Below are 18,573 nucleotides of genomic sequence, written 5' to 3'. Positions count from 1 at the left end.
GATGTTCGCTACTTGGGAATCGATGCTCGGGAAGGCTGGAGAAAATGGATGGCAGACCAACTTGGGTTATAAATCGCAAGAAGAATACCCGCGCCTTTAGGCGCGGGATGAATCCGACAACCCGTTCAACAATCCACCGCCGATGGCAAGGCCGAATATTCCACGTTCTCAGCCGAACCTTTACAAGAAAAGCTCGTATAACAGGTTATACAGGCGTTCAGAATGCTGGAGGTCCACCGCACCCACCGCGCCAAAATTCTCAACCACAGTCAAGTGGCTGAGATACTCGACCGGCACGGGTGGAGCGCCAGCAAACTCTGGAACGTCGCCAACTACCACTCCCGAGAAGTCTGGGAAGAAACCGGGGAGATTCCCGATCACGGCGACCTCAAAGACGAGTTGAAGACTCACAACAAGTACAAGGGGCTACATTCGCAGTCCAGTCAGCGCGTTCTGGAGGAACTCGCTGAAGCCTTCAACTCGTGGTACGAAAAGAGGAAGTCCGACGACAGGGCGAATCCGCCCGGCTACCGCAAGCGCAACTACTACGATACCGACGGCAACCGCGTCCACGAAGAACACCCGCGTAGCACGGTATCGTGGAAGCAGAACGGCATCCGCCACGACACCAAGAACAATCGCGTGCGACTCTCGAAGGGCGCGAACCACAAGGAACACCCCCGAGCGCGGGAATACATCCTTGTTGAATACGAAACGCGCCCCGGCGTCACCGTCGAGAATCTTCAACAGGTTCGCGCCGTCTACTACCAAGCGAAGGAGCGGTGGGAACTCCACCTCGTCTGTACAGACGAGATCGAGACTCCCGCTGCTCCGGGTACCGAGACAGCGGGCATCGACCTCGGCATCAGCAACTTCGCCGCTGTCGCCTACAGTACCGAGGCCGCTGACCTGTACCCCGGAACCCGTCTGAAACAGGACGGGTACTACTTCCCGAAGGAAATTGCCAAGTGCGACGACAGCGGTGGTGAACGAGCTACACGTCTCCATGCGAAGTGGTCGGAACGCCGCACCCACTTCTTCCACGGTCTCGCCAAACACGTCGTCCAACGATGTATCGAGAAGGGTGTTGGCCGTATCAATGTCGGTAACTTGGAAGGCGTCCGTGAGGACGAGAACGGCAACTCGAAAAACTGGGGCAGGCACGGCAACCTCGATCTACACGGGTGGGCATTCGACCGCTTCACCAACATCCTCGAATACAAAGCGAAGGTCGAGGGGATCGAAGTTGTGGAAGTAGACGAGAGTGCCACGAGCAAGACGTGTTGTATGTGTGGGAGAGAGGAGGACAGCCAGCGCGTCGAGCGTGGCTTGTACGTCTGCGAGGAGTGCGATGCGGCGTTCAACGCGGACGTGAACGGAGCGGAGAACATCCGACTCAATATCAACGAGAAAAGTAACTCCGAGTCTCCCGGACAGCTGTTCGGAGATAGGCGTACCGGCTGGTTGGCACAGCCCGCAGTCCACCTATACGACTTGTCCAGCGGATTCCAACCGCAGGAACAAGTGGTAGACTGTAAACCCTAATATCCCAAATGCGGTCGGGATTCCTCCGCGTTCACGCGGAGGAGGATGTCAAAGATTATAACAGCTAGTCCTTGAGGCCGAGCTCTTCTTCAATCGATGTCCCGGAGAGCCCCGCCCGGATTACTTCTGGGTAGAACTTCTCGTTCTTTGGTAGCTGCTCGCCGTCTTCACGCTGCCACTCGACGTTGACCTCGGAGTAGCGGATGTCAAGTTCGTCGACGTCGTCGTCCGAGAGGTAGATTGTCCGCCCGTTCCAGTCCTCTCGCAGCACGAACCCCTCATCGCCGGGGGCGAGCGTGTCAGTCGTGTTGCCTGTTTCGGACGTTTCGATCGTGTCAGTCGTGTCAGTTGATGCGCCGAAACGGTCGGCAATGCCGCCCATCTTCTCCCCGGTCTTCCCCAGCTCCTCGCTAGCGTCGCCCTCGTCGTCAGTCATTAGCCTGCCCCACGAGTTCGTCGTCGACGAGCGCCGCAATCTCGGCGATCACCTCGGCCATGTCAGTGTCGAGCTCCTCGGCAGCAAAGATAGAGCGCTCCTGCGTAGCGATCGCTCGCTGGAGGTCGACTCGCTTGTACACGTCGAACACTGGGATGCCGAGTCCGTCCTCGAACTCGGCGTGGAGCTGCTCAAGCATCGCGTCGGCCTGCTTGTTGTGCTCGACGCGGTTTGCGACGATTCCGAGGATCCTGACTGTACCAAAGTACTCCCGAACGCTATCGATCTGCTTTTGCAGGCGATCGAGCCCCTGTACAGAGAGTGCCTCGGCGTACGCCGGGATGAGAACGCCATCACTCGCTACCAAGGCGTTGTCCGTGAGAACGTTGATACTCCCCCGTCCGAGAGTCGGAATGGATCAGAGGGGCGCACAGGCGCGCACAGCGAGGCCGGAGATCAAGACGACGCAGACACCACGCCCGACGCCGAGACGGAGACAGCGAACGTCGACGGCGCCGAGACGAACACTGGGGGCGAGGACAGCGCCGAGACAGACGCCGGAAGCGACACCGACCCGGACGACGGCGAGACAGAGCCGCCCGCAGACGACGTAGCCGACGCAGAGAGCGACGTCGACGACACACGCCCGACGGGACAAACCGCACCCGGCGAGCCGCGTGCCGAGCCTAACAGCACGCTCGTCGACGCCGACCCCACCGACCTTCGCTTGAGCCCCACGCCGGACCTCGGCGCAGTCCAAGCGTGTCTCGAGGAAGCCGCCCGCTTCTTCCACAGCCAGCTGGATACGACGATTGACCAGAACGTTACGTGGAACGACGAGCAGGCGTTCGAGGCGGGCTACCGGAAACCCGAGACACCACGCGAGTACTTCACCGCGCTTGACGAGCCCGACCCGGCATACCCTGTTGAGCAGGATCCCGACGCTGCCGACGCGATGCCGCCGAACGAAGACGCACAGACCGCCGGCATCCAGTCCACGGAAGACGCCGCCGAGCGCATTGCTGAGCCCGAGGACTTCGCTGCTGACGAACAGCCGTATCAGTATCTCGGCGCTGACCATCGGGGCTGGAGCGACGACCTCGTCGATGACAAGCAGCTCGGGTGGGCGCCTGCGTTCGGCAAGGAGTTATTCTTCCACCTCGAGGAGCAGGGCTTCAGTCACCACACGATGGTCGCGACCGGGCTGTTCACATACCCGAACGACGCCTACGGCGAGAACGAGGACGGCGAGGAGTACGTTGATTACACCACGATAGACGATCCTGACGACCCCGACGACCTCTCGTGTCTCTTCCGGGGCCGCTACATCTTCCCGTACTACGACGAGGACGGCAAGGTCGCCTTCTTCATCGGGCGCCAGCCCGACTTCGATACGGAACACGGCACGCACCCCGACGACTTCACGAAGGGGAAGTACGCCAAGCTCGCGACGACAAAGAACTACACCATCGCTGACGAGCCGATCTACGGCCGGGAGACCATCGTCGAGGGCGAACCTCTCGCAATCACGGAGGGGATGGCCGACGCGATTACCGCCCATGCGCATGGCATTCCGTGCATCTCCCCAGTCACGAAGTCGTTCAAGATGAAACACCGCGACGTGCTCGCGGAGATCATCAAGCGCCGGGAGATCCCCGACGTGTACTTCCTTCAAGATTCGGACCCGCCAAAGGGGTGGTACTGGCCGAAGAAGATCGCGACCACGACGAGCGCGAGTGTGAACGCGACATGAACATCCGGGAGTTGTTCTGTACCGGTGAGTTCCCCGGCGACGAGATGTTCACCCGGAAGCTGGTTCTCGAGGCCGCCCGCGACGGGACGCTCCAAGACAAACTCGACGATCAGGACATTCGCGTCGCGCCGCCGGCTGACGCCGATGTCGACGCGGAGGACAAAACGCCCGTCACGGCCGAAGAAGTGCCCGTTCACCTGCTAGAGTCTGAAGGCGAATTCCACGGAAAGGGCCCGATCAGCGAGGTCATCGAGATTCACCAGTACGGGCCCGGCGTGGATAGCGCCGTCAACATGGGTCGGGTACTGGACACGCATACGCCGTCGCCAGACGATACGTTCACCGGGACGGTCCAAGCGGCCGCCGAGGTCTACCGTGAGGAAGTCCTCGAGGGCGACGCCGACCCCAACGAGGATGATCACGAGCTCTGGGAGAAAGTCGCGACGCGGCTCGGTATGATCGACGTCGACACCGAGACAGACGAGACCGCTGAGAGCGCCGACGCGGACGGACAGACGGCGCTGACACCCGACGAGGAGCCGACCCACACTGACTACGGCGGGACGAACGTGTGGCTCTTAGAGCTACCGCAGTTTGGCGATGAGAAGCGCGACCTTGACGACTTCCTCCAAGAGGGTTGGCTCGCGCTCACGCCGCCGGCTAAGTGGGCGCTTCGACTGACGATGGGGAATGGCCCGACGCCCGCCGACGACGGGAGTGATGGACCGGCCACGGCCCCTGCGTGGATGCGGGCGCTCGCCGACCGGTCGGACCCGGTTGGCGAGTACCCAACCGGGATGGATCCGGCGTCGCTTGGCTACCCCACAGCCCACGATCTGCCCCAGACAGTCGGGGCGATCGACCGGACGGAAACGGGCGTGGATCTCCCCGTTCGTGACCCCCACATCATCCCAGCTGATCCCGACGCTGACACGGGGGCGCTGACGGCCGCTCACAGGTGGCCTGTTGGCGACGCGAGTACGCTTCGCGGCGAGGGTAATGTTCTCGATCCTGTGCCTGAACAAAACGCGGTGTATCCACCCCTCTCGCTGTTCGGATTCATCCCCACAATCCACCCGTCTCAACACCCCGCCGCGACGGGCAACATTGGGGGGCTGGTGAACGACGCCAGCACCGCGATGGACATCGACCCACAGGAGATCGAAGACCGGATCGAAGCGGGCGACTATCGCGAGCTCACTGGGAGCCACAACCCCCTCTGGAGTCTCGACCTGCGCGACCTTGGACTCACGCCCGGATCCCGTGGGAAAAACCCCTTCGGTCACTTCGGTGAATCGGAGAACTACTTCGTCGTGATCGACGACGAAACTGCCTACTGCCACAAGCGGGAGGCACTCTATAACTTCCAACACTTTGCCCTCTGTGACATGGGCAAGCGCGACCCGAAGGATTCCGCGAGTGGTCAGAATCTCGATGATTTAGAGTACCTTCATCTGTGGACCTACGCGCGGCAGAACAACCTTGTTCCAGAGCACACGCCCATCCCCCTGAAGGGGCTTGTGGGATACGCGATCGAGCATGATTATTGCGAGTCTGACGACCTCGAACAATTCGGTGGAGATAGCGATGATTCCGACAGTAATTCAGACGAACAGAATGCCGACTCGCCGGGCAGGAACAAAGCTGGAAAGCGCAACCTCAAGCTCCCGGATGATGTGTACTTCCCAGTTCTCAAAGATATCGTAGACACGACAGGATACACGCCCGCACGCCTCGCAGACAGTAGCGGATCCGGGAGTGACTCGGGCGGGGACGAGAGCGGTTCGACGACACCCTCGGTCGACACAGAAGACGTTGCGTTCGACAGCATCCACCGGAAGTATGGCCAGCCGCTCATCGGGGACGACATGCCCGACCCACTGAAGCAGTTCCTCCGTCGTTACACCAACACGGAAGACGAGACGATCACGACCGACACCGACGAGACGGTGTTCGTTCCGAAGGCCGAACTCCGTGATGCGTTCAATTCGTGGGCGCAAATCTGCCTTCGGCACATTCGTAATAGTACTGATACGTCGGTGGATGAGGTGGCGATCCAAGAGTACGCGCCGGGTGCGTTCACCGGGCCGCTGAAAGCGCAAGTCGACGTCGAACTGAAGGAAGGTCGACCGCGACTCAGTAGTGGCGAGCGTGAACGTGTGTGGTTCGGTATCGAGCTCACCGACGAAGGCTCGACCCTTGCGGAACTCGAGGGGAAGTTCGCGTAGCCGGAGCAACCAACGTATTCCTCGACCAAATTTTATTGGCAGTCTCTTTCTCGAATCAACCAGATATTTTACACGAACATAGCGCAGGGATTTGACGCATGATTCTGATCTTCCTGCCGGGCTAGAGTTGGTGGTCTTCGTCGCTAGCTTAGATGGTACCTGTGAACGTTGCGACGACACAGAACTGATGGGTGTCTCAAACAGACGGGGCTCGCAGTAGTTGCTATCTGATCCATAACTCGAGGCAGCAATTCAGCCGAAAACACCCCCTTGGACCACTTCCCAAAACCGCAAGACTGCACGGGTGGTCCGGGGGGTCCAGCATGTGGGCACCAGTTATTGTTTTCTTGGTCAAATCGGTAGTAATGAACTACAAGCCATATCTGCTGTTATTTTCACCAATATCGCCAAGGAATAACGCATATTTGAATTTGTGAAAATAACCAGACGTAGCGGGTGGTCCGGGGGTAGCCAGTATATCCGGACCCCCCTTGGACCACTCCACAAAACCGCATGAAGGCAGCGGTGGTCCGGGGGGTACAGTACTGTGGTTTTTGTCTTTTTTCCACAATAAAGTATACTATTTCAGATACATCGCCGCTAAAGACTGAAAATAAGCATACGGGGTGGGATTTACCGCAATTTGAGGGGGTGATAACCCACCCCCTTGGACCACTTCACAAAATCGCAAGACGGCAAGGGTGGTCCGGGGGTCACCACACCAAAATCACTGCTCAATCAAATATGACTCGCTCGCATACCTGAGCGTGTTCTAGAAAGCCGTTTCAGCCGGTTTCCGAGACCGACTTATTTTCACCCTCTCAGAACACCCCCAATTTGACCCGGTACGTCTGTGATATACCGGGTAATACCCCCTCTGGGTGGGGGGTGTTCAGGCCCAAGGGCCAAGAGTAAGATGCCTGATACAGCAGGCAACCGGGATCACCCCAGCAGTCCCCTGAAGGGGACATGGAGAGACAGGGTCTCAGACAGAAGCATCACCAGCTGGATGACCACCAAGATCGAGACTGACCGCAGAGGGCAGTCGGCCAACCAGAACAGGACACCACTACACGGCGGTCGGCACTACCACCGCCTCATCGACACACTCTGTTTCACAAATCCTCTCAGAATCTCGAAACACTCTCAACACACTTCGCCACGGGTCAGGTGGACCCCGGACGCAACACGACTCGTCGTCTCGACGACCGCGATCGACACAACTGACTCCACATCTCCTGACGGTCGATGACCACCACCGGGACAGTCCCCTTGGGGACCAGTCGACTGCCGTCGACCTACTCTTCGATCCACAGACGAGAGACTCCCTTAACACATCGGCTGTCGACCAGTCTCTCACCGCCGAGTCGCGGCTCTCGTGACTGTTTCAGGAACCTGATGAGTCTGCCGACAGTCGGCCCTACCGCAGACGCCGACCGGCTGTCACCATCGCCACGATCACACGCCGTGTGGAACGGCTTCGACCCCGGCGGGATTCTCACCTCCGACGTCGGTGACCGACTTCGCTGATCCCCTCGTCCGGGTGGGCTTGTCGATGCGACTCGACTCGTCGATCTCGACTCGCGGTGTCTCCCGACCGAGGGTCACGACGTGGTCACCAGTCGGCATCGACACCGCCTCTTCTTGAGACCACAGACGCGGCGACCAGTTGCCGCTTCACCATCGGTGGGCATCGGCTCGGATCCGACGATCAGGATCCACAGCGAGACGGACCTCTCAGTATTCTGATGATGACGCCGTCGGCCGTCACCAGCGACGGAACGCCACCACCACAGACACGGCAGATGGCCGCTTCGAGTCTGACAGCCGACGGGGACCGAACGGTGTCGGGTCCACCCCACCAACAGTGGTCGCGACCGACACGCCTCGAGGGCAGCTGGCCGTCGCACCGCTGGGTGGGTTGCCCCCACCTCGACGACTCCCTCTTGGCGGGAGTCCTCGCCAGTATCCCCACCGGGAATCTCTCAACGATCTGGTATACTAAATGGCGTCCACGAGCCACCCACCTTCGGTGGGGACTCGTTCTGTCTCAACACGGTGAGACGACACCGTCCTAACTCGGACGGAGTGTCGGCAGGCCCCAACCCAATGGTGGCATTATTGTGGCCGGGCCAGCGGTGAGGTTTTCCCAAGATGAACACGCTTCTCGCACTCGTCGTTTTCACCGTCTCGTTCGGCACCGCAATCGCCCTGCTCGTCGGCGTGGTTCTTGCCGTCCTCATGTCGATGAATGCCCGGAGTGGATCGGAGGGGTGTGACTTCTGTTCGAGTGAGTCGGCCACTCGTCTCGGGGGTGGTGACGTGGCGTGTAGTGACTGCAAACGCCGGGTCCTCTGACCGGCTTCTCAGCGAGGGTCGAGACCCCCTCTCTATGGCCCGGTGACTGGTGGGTTTGTTGCGGCAGTTGACGGAACCGCAACCAGCCGGTAGTGGAGACGGGAAACGATCCGGGTTTGTTCGGGGTCGATCTCGGGGTCGATCTCGATGGGTAACCAGTGGGAGAAACTCTCTGTGACTCCCCACTCGTAACGGCCTCCGTGGGACGGCTGGTTGTGACGTTAGCAGCAACTACTAACCCACCGTTCAGCACGGTGTCGAAGACACCGGCTACGGCCGAGTCCTGACCTCGCTTCAGCTGGCAACATTATTGCCTCATCCGGAGACGAGGGTTTCCCCCGAGGGGGTGACCCGACCAACCGACTATGAGTGAAACACTTCGCGGTTCGACGCCCCAGTCCGAGTTTGACCTGACGACTACCCTTGACGACGAGATCGAGTGTGCCTGTGAGGGCTGTCACGACGACGTCGACGACCAGCTGAAACTCCTCCTCGGCTGCGACGCCCGTGGGATGGTCGCTGACTACGGGACGGTCGGCTTCTGTTCGCTTGAGTGTGCCCGCCAGTTCGTCTCGGCGGGCCCGTACCAGTCGCTCGAGGAGGACCTGATCGTCTACACCCAGCAGCCGGTCGTCGCGACCGTCGTCCACAACGGCGAGGTCATCGAGGCCACGCTCGGGTTCGACGTCAAGGAGGCTATCGAGGCGGCCGCCGAGATCGTGGCCGACCTCGTCGACGACGTGGAGCTCTCGCCTGACGACCTCTCGATCGAGACCGAAGAACTATAGCCAGCCGGTTTCCATTTTTTTCTGCGCTATCGGACCGACGCGATACTCTCGCCAATCTCATGCGCCAACTCTTCTCTGGTGGCCCAACTGCTACTCGACTCATGCTTTCTGCCCTTGGCCTTTAAATACGATTGGTTTTGACAGATATGTATGTCAGAATCCTTTGATCCTGATCATGTGCCCTCAACCTCCCGATTCTCTGTAACGTATCGCCCGGAGCAGGGCTCTCGCCGCCGACTCCAATTTGTGCCTCGCGAGGACAGCACTGGCTGGTGGTTAATCGAACTGCGCGACGCCGAGAATCGCTGGCAGATCGTTGGTCGGGAACCGCTCACAACGGCTCAACTTAGGACACAGCCGCTACAGGGCCTGGAGACGTCTCAATATCGATCAACAGGTCCGTCTCGTCCGCTCGAACTGTTCAAAATTGTCGCTAAAGAGCGCGCTTGGCAGATTCTTCAAACGGTGAGTCTGCTTGATGAACCTGTGCGCCGTGAGCAGCTTGAACGATTTGTCACAGCATACGACCACGGCGACACCAATACTGACCAACCCATCAATCCGGATCTGAAAGCGACACTCGATGAGGCAATCAAAAAGATGGCCCAGCTCAATGTGATCGAGGCGACACCAGATGGTATCACAAGTGGCCCACAGTTTGGACACGCATTTGCAACGGTCGTCATCTCGTAGGTCACGTAACTGATAGCTCAGTACACTATCTGACTACTTCCGCTCTGGGGCAAGCAGTTTATTACCGCCTTGTTGTACATTACTTACTGATAGATCTGATGTCGACAACGGACCTCCACACGACTGACGACGATATTGCCTCGCAGATCTCGATTTACTGTGGCGAGGAAGAACGGCTTCTCAACCGTGCTGACCGCACAGCGACGCCGACAGAACTCGTGTTGGCGCCGACCGAACTCCACCAACGAAACCTCCAACGGCGACTGCGAGAGCGTACACAGCCACAGAATGCGTTTGAATTTGTCGACCCGAAAACCGTTGCGGAAGTACTGCTTGGAGCTGCAGACCCGGCCCCGACAAGCCTCGATCGCGTCGATCGTTTAGCGCTCCTCCAGTCGCTTCCGACGACGACACCGGATCAGCCATCGGGACTCCGTCCGTTGCTTGCTGCCCGTCGAGACGTCGATCCCCAACAACTGGAGCAGATCCGTTCAGAGGTCGAATCAATGACGAACTTCCATCCGGATCGGATTGCGGCGCTGCGCGATGTCACCGACGAGTTTGCGACTCCCATTGCGGACGAGGCGACCACACTGGTTGACGGTGGCCTCGCCGTCGAGACGTGGCTGCGCGACCAGACTGACAAAGCGGTCTCGAAGACGGCGCTTCTCAGACGGGCGACGCGCCGCCTCATCGACGGCGACGAGGTGTGGACCGATTGCTATCCCGATATCGAGCGGATCTCGCTCGTCGGTGTGAGCAGCATCCCGGCACCAGAAGTTGACTTCCTGTATGGCCTCTGTACCGCAACAACGGCAGATATCGAACTCCACCTCCGCCCCGGAACCAGCGAGTACCTCACCATGCGACTCCCGGATCTTTTGTCCATTGATTATCCCGGGCGAGAGGTGAATCTGTGACCCACGCCCACCGCACGGCACTCACTGGCGAGCTGCCAGCACCGTCATGTCCTGTTGTCGAATTGCCCGCACCGACGCGTCGCGAGGAAGCGCGTGCTGTGATGGCGACGATCAGCGAACTTCGCGATCGTGGCGTGGACGTCCGCGACATCGTCGTTGTGGCTCGCGATCTTGATCCGTATGAACAGCCGCTGACCCGGGCAGCCATCCAGTATGGGGTGACGCCAGTGTTTTGGACACAGTTGCGCGTGACCCGCACCGAACCATACGCGCTGATAGCGGCGATTTGTACGCTCTTTGGCGCCGGCGACGTCGCTGCTACAACGCTGTTGGAACCAGTGGCGCAGCGGTGGGCGCCGCTCACGGATACAGCCAGCTGGCCACTCGAACAGTCGACGATCCAGGCCGCTCTCGAGGCCCTTCCCCCCGGGCATCGATCGATCGCCGAGTGGGCCGAAACGATACAGACACACACCACGGACGAGCGACTCACAACCTACTGTGACTGGCTACTGTCGCATGCCGAGCGCGAGCCAACGCCAGAGACAGTTGGAACGGTTCTGGGGGCGTCGATCGACGCGTATCGCGAGACGAGCGTGCCCGCCCGCAAGCAGGCTGACTCACCGGCGCTCATGGCGACGGAGACAGCCGCGCGAGCAACCGTCAGGGTCACTCGGCTCGTCGATCAGGTCTTGCACAAATACGACGAATGGCTCGCAGACGGGACGGTCTCCCGATCGTGGGACGCTGTACAGGAGCTGTGTGAGCTGCTGGCGACACAACGCCCGGGCCGCCGTGAACACTCGAACGCCTGGGCCATCGACATAATGGAGGCAAACGACGTGTGGGCGCTGTCTGTTCCATTCGTTATCGCGGTCGGCGCGACAGCAGCCGAGTGGCCGGCCCAGATTGACAGCGTTGTTCCCACAGAGCTCCAGGAAGCCGTTCTCGCGGGAGCTGGTGAGACAGATATCGTTGCGCCGCGAACCGCGTGGGGAAACGGCCGTGATCGCGATCACTTCGCCGATGCGATGCGTGCCGCCGAGCGCGGCGTGATCGTGACACGGTACACACAGACCGCCGACGGTGGTGTTGTGTACCCCTCGCCGTTTCTTGCGTCACTCGAGATGGAGACTGTCTCCGAGCAGGCCCGCACCCAACTGGTGAGCACGACACCGCAGCTTCCTGAGCCGATTGCCGCGCTCCTCTCTGCGAGTACAGATACCGTTCCAGCACCCACCAAGACACCTCATGAGTAACGACGACGACCCACGGAGACTCCGGAACGCACAAGCAACGATCAGAGACCGATTCGTCGACGCCGAGTCGGGACTGTTTACCATGAACTGTGTCGCCGGTGCTGGCAAATCACTGACGATGCAGCGAATCGCGGCTGAAACCATCATTCGGCGGTACGCTCGTGGCGACCAGACTCCCGCCCAGAGCGTGGCCGTCATGTCGTTTACCACCGATGAGGCGGCCGCGATCGGACCCGGTGTCTGTGAACACATTCGGGAGATCGTGGATCATGGGTTAATCTCCGAGGCAGCGTCACTCACCGAGTCAGATACCGCGTATCTCGTGACGCGGGTCCGGCACGCACCGTTCATCGGCACTGTCGACAGCGTGTTGCGTGACGCATTCGAAGAACTGGCTACCGACCTGGGGTTCGAGGAGACGCCAACGGTCGGGAATAAGGCGTTGCTGGAAACGGTTCACAACGCGTGTTATGACGCCGTCGCTGCCGATCCAGCCCACGAAGACGCGATAGCCGAACTGGAAGCAGCATACCCGGATGGCCGCTGGGCAGCCACTCCCGAGGAGATGCTTGCTGACGCTGTCAAGTACTGTCGCGATCAGCGACTCACCACGGCCGCCTTCGAACGCAAACTCCGTGCCACACAGGAGGCAGTGTATCCTGACGGACGAACCAGCAGTCGTGCGGATATCGTGGCGACGATCGCAGACATCGTCGACGCCGACGCCGCAGTTGACACCGACGAAACCCTCTCACCAGCGGAGTGGGACGACCTTGTGGCTGCTGACCAGCGTCTCTATGACGCATGGGAGAGGACGCTGACAGCGTTTGGTGACGTGCTTGAGGCCTACCGCGAGCAGTACCGAGCCCTGATCCGCGAGTATGGCGTGGTCACTCACACCGATGTCGCCTTCTTTGTCACCAGTGTGTTCAAGCGTGACTGGCCAGTCGATGGCGATGGGCCAACGACCGACCAGTACACAGCCCTTCGTCAGCGGTACCACGCGCGGCTTGATAGCGTGATCATCGATGAAGCACAGGATGTCTCTATTATCCAGCACGCGGCGCTGTCAGAGCTTGTCACTCCCTCGATGCGCGTCCTCGCGTGTGGCGATACACTCCAAAGCATCTACCGCTGGCGGCACGCCGATCCGTCGCTGTTCACGACTGCCTGTCGCGAGGGCCAGTATCTCGGTATCGATTGGGACACCCATGCGACGGTGACAGCCGCAACAACTTATCGTGGAACCCCCGATATCGCCGCTGGCATCAACACCATCATGCGGCCCGTCTTCGACGATCCAGCTCGCGGGGGGCTCAGTGATTTTGCGGCGACTTACTCCGGTCTCGACGCATCTCGGGATCCAACTGCCGACCCGAGCATCCACGTCGCCGCGTTCACCGGTGGGGCAGCGCCCGACAAGACACGGTGGGTCAACCCCGACGGCCGCGCTGGCGAGGCGAACATCCTTGCGACGTACATCGCACAAGGCCTCGCTGATGGGACATTGACTGACGAGACCGGGTCGCCACAGTCGATAACCGTCGTCTTCAGAAAGCGAACGCGGATGGACGCGTACAAAGACGCGTTCGAGGCCGAAGGACTGACCGTTCAAAATGCGAGTTCGAGACTCTTTGCGTGTCCCGTGGTCAAGGCGGTCCTCGCCGTGTGTGACTGGCTCACTGCGCCGACCGATCGGGTCCAGACACGCGCGTTGTTGACTGACTCGCCGTTCGATTTCACAGGCGCCCACGACTGCTTCGAGCGGGCTGGGTACGACCTTGACATTATCTGTGCGGCCAACGACCTCGACGCCGAAACCCGAGACATCCTCTGTGGCCTGCGCGATCTTCGCGGTCAGCTGGGCCGGTTCCATCGCGTTCCAGCGTCGGTGTATCTGGAAGACATCACCGAGCAACTCGCGCTTCGAGCCGACCCGGGCGACCAGTTCACCGACCTGCCGGCAGCACAACGAGTAGCCGCGCTCGACGCGCTCACGAGCACCGTCGCCGACTGGGAAGCGGACACGCAGTACCCACCAGCCGCCCTCGGTGACCTACTCGCGCCGTTTCGGGCGGCTCCGAGCGAGGGGCCCGATATCCCGAGTGTGACCACTGATGCTGACGTCGTCTTCAGCACAGTTCATCGGCTCAAAGGCGATCAAGACGATGTGATTGTGCTCGCAACGCCGGGGTTCAAGCTCTGGGACACTGGCCCGTTCTCTCAGCGGTTCATGACGCAGGGTGGCGTTGCGGCGTTAGCGCCGCCGACGAACGTCGAGACAGCACCCGATATCGAACTGCCACCATTCGATGGGGGACTCTACACGCCAAGCAGTGACAGTCGCGATAAACAGGGTGCTGCATCACGCGATATCGGGTTGCGGTGGGCGACCGAGCACTGGCTCGACGGCGCCGGCGGTGGGGGCCCGCACCTGCTTGGTCCCGACCAGCTCCAGTCAGTCGCAGCCAACGAGCGTGCGGAGGCGTGGCGACTCCTGTATGTGGCACTCTCTCGGGCACGTGACCATCTCGTCATCCCGCTTCCGAAGACGTTACCCGGCACGGCACAGCCGCGTGATCGCTGGCTCGATACCCTGTTTGAGACACTCGAGTTTTCGCCTGGACGAACACCCACGTATGCGATCGACGAGCCGTCCAGTGCCGGTGATTTGACGATCGGTGTGAATGACGTCGACGGCAGTGAGACACGCGAGATGTACGACACGCCGCTATCGGTGACGGGTGCCGTCCCGCCTCGACGCGACCAGTTGGAGTCGTGGGTCCCACGCTTTCTCGACCCGAGTACAGCTTATCCGTTGACTGACGATGTCGACGCTACCGTGGGTGCCCACCTCCTTGACGAGCCGATTCACACCGACACTGAGACGGTGGCCGACGACCTCCCAATCACGTTCGAGACGCTTGGGCCAGAGGCCGTCGGAACCTGTCTCCACGAGGCCTTACTCACCCTCATCGAGATGGACGTGCCGGCCACCGAGATTGATGCGTGGAGCAAGCCCGTCCGAAGCGCGCTTCAGCACGCGATGGAACAGATAACGCCGCAGTCGATCGAGATGCTTCCAGATACTGAACGTGGTGGCCTCGTCAGCTTCTTCCACGTGTCAGTCGTGGCGGACTTCCTCAAGTCCGATCTGTGGGCCCAGATCCAAGCAGCAGAAGCTGTCTATGTCGACCACGATTTGAGTGGACTCGTGACTGCTGGAGCGGTTGAGGTAGAAGTTCATGGTGAGGCCGATATCCTCATAGATCTGGGCGGAGGCGAGTGGCAACTGGCCGATCTCAAAATTGCGCTGAATGAGTCACACGACGCAACGCAACCGCGGTATGAACTCCAGATCGCCGCCTACGAGCACATCCTCCGCCAAGAGCTTGGCCCGGCAGCGACAATTCACGCCAGTGTCGAAACGTTCGGGTGTGTCCGAAGGTCAGTGTGCGGACAGTTCCCGCCCACGGTCCTTGCGCGCCGTGTTCGCACTCTCGTTGGGTCGGATGAGTCGATCTCCGGCACTTGAAATTGGTTAAACAGTCGATTCCCACGATTCTATATAGCAATGTTCCTTTTTATATGTTCAGTCAGTATTGTGCGTATGGGTACAAACCATACAACAAGGTCAGACAGTATGTTTCAGTGGCCGTCGGAACCGATCGGGTATGTGGCGGTTCTTTTGGCCCTCATTACGGGACTCATCCATCTCGTGGCGACGACACGAGCGATTGAAATGAGCGTTGTGCTGGCAGTGCTCTTCGTGCTCAACGGACTGGGTTTCCTCGGCGGAGCAGCAGTATATTTCACCCGGTTCTGGCGACGCTCATTTTTCCTTGTGGCTGCAGTATACTCGTTGGTGACGATTCTTGCGTTATTCCCGTTCCGAGGGTGGGGGATTGAAGCGTTCTACATGAATGGGGAGATTAACCCAATTGTCACCATTACGAAAATTGCGGAGGCCTTCCTCGCGATCGTGTCGGTTTATTTGTACAGCCGCACGAGCAATTGACACCCTCATTGCCCTGAAGGCGAGGATTCTCGACCGCACTGAGAAATTCTTTCTCGCGGTATCGAGCAAGTAGGAGCGGGACGCTCCGAATTAACGCCTGTGGAGACTGCGCTCCCTAGGGATATACTTGTATCTGGCTTTGTTAAAATATTCTTATTCAAATATATTCTAACTTGAAATAGTTCTATGATAGAAGTGAATATAAGTCACTGTTCCGAATTAAAGGGTTTAGCTTAGTGATTAAGAGTTTGCTATTAGGCTCCGACTGATGCGCTACAAAAAAACATATTGGCGGGGGCACATACATTTAAGTATGCCCTCTAAGCGTGATCTTCTCGAAGAAGAAAATCCATCTAATGGGCCAGACCGGTCAGAGTTTCAGTGGATTCGTATTTTTGCTTTTATAATCGGGGTAAGTATTACTGTTCTCTATTTTTGGATAAATCCATTTCAGTATATCCCAGACTGGACTGCTGCGGCTATCGGAGCGGTTCCTGTTGTATTCCTCCTCTATAGCTTCAGTTCGCAGTCTTGGCAAACCTGTACGAAAATCGCCGTCGGTGTTGCAATCGGAAGTAGTCTTGGAACCTTTTTTTGAGTCGCTTGACACAATCTGTGCAGGTGAAGTACCTCGGGGACGAGCCCCGAGGCTTCACCGTTGTGTCTGTATCGTCCAGAAACGGACGGACAAACACAGGCGAATTCACTTGTGCGTTCTCCGCTTTGCGGAGCGGGTAATTGCCCAACCTGTTCATAGCGGAAACAGCACGGAAACCCACCTCTTCAGGGCTATCTTTTATATTGATCTCTCCAGGGGGCTACGAACCCCAACCACAATATATCAGTGAACTACCCTACCCTACTCACTCGCCGCCGACGCGGCTCGTTCCTTGAGGGTAGGGCTTCCTGCTTCCACGACGCGCTTTGCAGAAACCGTGGTGGTTCCCGTAGGGAGCGCAGTCTCCACAGGCGTTAATTCGGAGCGTCCCGCTCCTACTTGCTCGATACCGCGACAAAGAATGTTCCACGCCGCGTTCGCATCTCTATCCGTCTCGAAACCGGCAGGCAGGACAGGAATGTTCGCGGACCCACAACGGCTTCTCCGTCGAGACGCCGCACGCCGCGCACTCTCTTGTCGTCCCTCTCGGGTTGACCGCCACGAACTGCGTCCCCTCTCGCTTGCACTTATACTCGAGCATCCGAAAGAACGTTCGCCACGCGGCAGACGCCGTATTGCGGCTGTTCGACGGCGACTCCATCATCCTCTTCACGTTCAGGTCTTCGACCGCCACGAGGTCGTACTCCCGAGCGTAGTAGTTCGAGAGTTTATGGAGAAAATCACGGCGCTTCCGTCGGAGATCGGCGTGACACTCCGCGACGCGACGCCGTTGCTTCTCGTAGTTGTTCGACCCGTGTTGCTTCCGCGAGAGTTTCCGTTGCTCACGCTCCAAGCGTTCACGCTCGTCGGAGAGATCGAGCGACTCGATCGCCGTGCCGTCGGTGTCGTGGGCGTACTTGAGAATCCCTACATCAATTCCGACGCACTTCTCGGGATTTTCGGTGGGTTCGGGCGGTTCACGGTCGATTTGGACGCCGAACGTGGCGAACCACTCGCCCGTCGGTTTCTTCTTGACCGTGACCTGCTTGAGGCTGGCGTCGTCGGGGATGTTGCGGTGGAGTCGTATCGGAATGTCCGCGATTTTCGAGAGTGACAGCACAGTCTGACCGCCCTTCTTGTCGAGCTTGAAGCCAGACTGACTGTACGTGAAACTGCGGAACTCTCGTGGTGATTTCCAGTTGAGTTTCCCGACGCCGTAGCCGTTCTCCTTGAGTTTGGAGAGGCTGTTGAGGTTATCGAACAGCCGTTCTACGACGGTTTGGAGAACCTTTGAGTATACGTCTGAGAGACCGTCCCACCATTTCTTGAGGTCGGGGAGTTCCGACCGAAGCGTGGTCATGGACGGCAGTTCGCCGTGGGCGTCTTGGTACTCGTTGAGGCGGTAGCGCGTGTGGTTGTACAGTTGCTACAGTTGCCTACAAATATCGCGGTGGCGGTCCAACTCCTTGCGGTGGGCGTCGGACGGCTTGAGACGATACTCAGTACTTCACAAAGCCGCTTAGTTAGAACGTCTGCTTGCTGAAGGTGTGTCTACGACCCAGCAAGCAGACGGTGAGATCCATGAGGACCAGCTTCTTAACTTTCTCGTCAACCGCCTTGACGAGGAAGTTCCGCTCTCCTTAGCGAATAATGCTCAAATCACTTCTGAGGACATCTACGAGGTCCTCGTCGGCGCTTGCGCCGACGGGACCTCTGTCTCTACGCTCTGTGCTTCGAGCCAGAACACACCCGCTGCGAACACGATCCTCTACCACCTCCGGACGAAGTTCGAGCCGGATCGGCTCGAACGAGTCGCTAACACGCTCCTGCGAAAGAACCTTGATGAACTGCTCCCCGAGCAGGTGGAGGTCTGCGCAGACCTCCACCTGCGGCCCTACTACGGTGACGAAGACGACACAGACGGCCTCTATCATTCGGTCGCAAAGCGTGGAACCACCGCGTTCCACGCCTACGCCA

Annotated in this window: 12 protein-coding genes and 2 pseudogenes; 11 read left to right on the top strand and 3 right to left on the bottom strand. The window is 59.2% G+C overall.

Annotated features, from left to right (window positions below; genetic code table 11):
* Positions 1-222: 222 nt before the first annotated feature.
* Entirely contained in the window at positions 223-1,545 is a 1,323-nt protein-coding gene (locus tag AMR74_RS00060) for an RNA-guided endonuclease InsQ/TnpB family protein (RefSeq protein ID WP_053770050.1), read from the top strand.
* A 64-nt stretch (positions 1,546-1,609) separates the two neighbouring features.
* Here AMR74_RS00060 and AMR74_RS00055 read toward each other — a convergent pair whose 3' ends face one another.
* Together AMR74_RS00055 and AMR74_RS19480 are read right to left on the bottom strand one after the other, a co-directional pair.
* Positions 1,610-1,981: a hypothetical protein gene (locus tag AMR74_RS00055; RefSeq protein WP_053770049.1), complete on the bottom strand. Its 372-nt coding sequence runs from the start codon at positions 1,979-1,981 to the stop codon at positions 1,610-1,612.
* On the bottom strand, positions 1,974-2,180 hold the full coding sequence (locus tag AMR74_RS19480) for a hypothetical protein (RefSeq protein WP_240471128.1): 207 nt from the start codon (positions 2,178-2,180) through the stop codon (positions 1,974-1,976). Before AMR74_RS19480 ends, AMR74_RS00055 begins: the two co-directional genes overlap by 8 nt.
* Positions 2,181-3,676: 1,496 nt before the next feature.
* Here AMR74_RS19480 and AMR74_RS19465 point away from each other — a divergent pair.
* The 9 genes from AMR74_RS19465 (at position 3,677) to AMR74_RS18300 (ending at position 16,596) form a co-directional block, all read left to right on the top strand.
* Positions 3,677-5,962 carry a hypothetical protein gene (locus tag AMR74_RS19465; RefSeq protein WP_240471115.1) on the top strand — a complete coding sequence of 762 codons (2,286 nt, stop codon included), beginning with the start codon at positions 3,677-3,679 and terminating at the stop codon, positions 5,960-5,962.
* Between the two features lie 2,154 nt (positions 5,963-8,116).
* Positions 8,117-8,320, top strand: coding sequence for a hypothetical protein (locus tag AMR74_RS00040; protein ID WP_053770048.1), 204 nt, complete (start codon positions 8,117-8,119; stop codon positions 8,318-8,320).
* 365 nt (positions 8,321-8,685) lie between these two features.
* Entirely contained in the window at positions 8,686-9,108 is a 423-nt protein-coding gene (locus AMR74_RS00035; RefSeq protein WP_053770047.1) for a hypothetical protein, read from the top strand.
* Between the two features lie 150 nt (positions 9,109-9,258).
* Complete coding sequence (locus AMR74_RS18305) at positions 9,259-9,801, top strand: hypothetical protein (protein WP_139042945.1); 543 nt, start codon at positions 9,259-9,261, stop codon at positions 9,799-9,801.
* A gap of 98 nt (positions 9,802-9,899) precedes the next feature.
* Complete coding sequence (locus tag AMR74_RS19460) at positions 9,900-10,721, top strand: hypothetical protein (RefSeq protein WP_240471114.1); 822 nt, start codon at positions 9,900-9,902, stop codon at positions 10,719-10,721.
* Positions 10,722-10,822: 101 nt separating this feature from the next.
* Positions 10,823-11,980: a hypothetical protein gene (locus AMR74_RS00025; RefSeq protein WP_053770045.1), complete on the top strand. Its 1,158-nt coding sequence runs from the start codon at positions 10,823-10,825 to the stop codon at positions 11,978-11,980.
* Positions 11,973-15,515 (top strand): UvrD-helicase domain-containing protein, encoded by a 3,543-nt coding sequence (locus tag AMR74_RS00020; RefSeq protein WP_053770044.1) that lies wholly within the window; start codon positions 11,973-11,975, stop codon positions 15,513-15,515. The genes AMR74_RS00025 and AMR74_RS00020 overlap by 8 nt, the downstream gene beginning before the upstream one ends.
* Before the next feature lie 75 nt (positions 15,516-15,590).
* Positions 15,591-15,998 carry a DUF7475 family protein gene (locus tag AMR74_RS00015; RefSeq protein ID WP_053770043.1) on the top strand — a complete coding sequence of 136 codons (408 nt, stop codon included), beginning with the start codon at positions 15,591-15,593 and terminating at the stop codon, positions 15,996-15,998.
* Positions 15,999-16,311: 313 nt separating this feature from the next.
* Positions 16,312-16,596: a hypothetical protein gene (locus AMR74_RS18300; RefSeq protein ID WP_139042944.1), complete on the top strand. Its 285-nt coding sequence runs from the start codon at positions 16,312-16,314 to the stop codon at positions 16,594-16,596.
* 261 nt (positions 16,597-16,857) lie between these two features.
* Here the strand turns inward: AMR74_RS18300 and AMR74_RS00010 are convergent.
* Positions 16,858-18,058 (bottom strand): annotated as a pseudogene (locus AMR74_RS00010) (RNA-guided endonuclease InsQ/TnpB family protein).
* Positions 18,059-18,143: 85 nt separating this feature from the next.
* On the opposite strand from AMR74_RS00010, the pseudogene AMR74_RS00005 reads away from it, so the two are divergent.
* Positions 18,144-18,573, top strand: a pseudogene (locus AMR74_RS00005) (ISH3 family transposase); the annotation flags it as partial.

This window comes from Halorubrum tropicale, assembly GCF_001280455.1.
Taxonomy (GTDB): domain Archaea; phylum Halobacteriota; class Halobacteria; order Halobacteriales; family Haloferacaceae; genus Halorubrum; species Halorubrum tropicale.
Note: the sequence above shows the minus strand (reverse complement) of the source record. Positions and strands in the feature narration are given on the sequence as shown.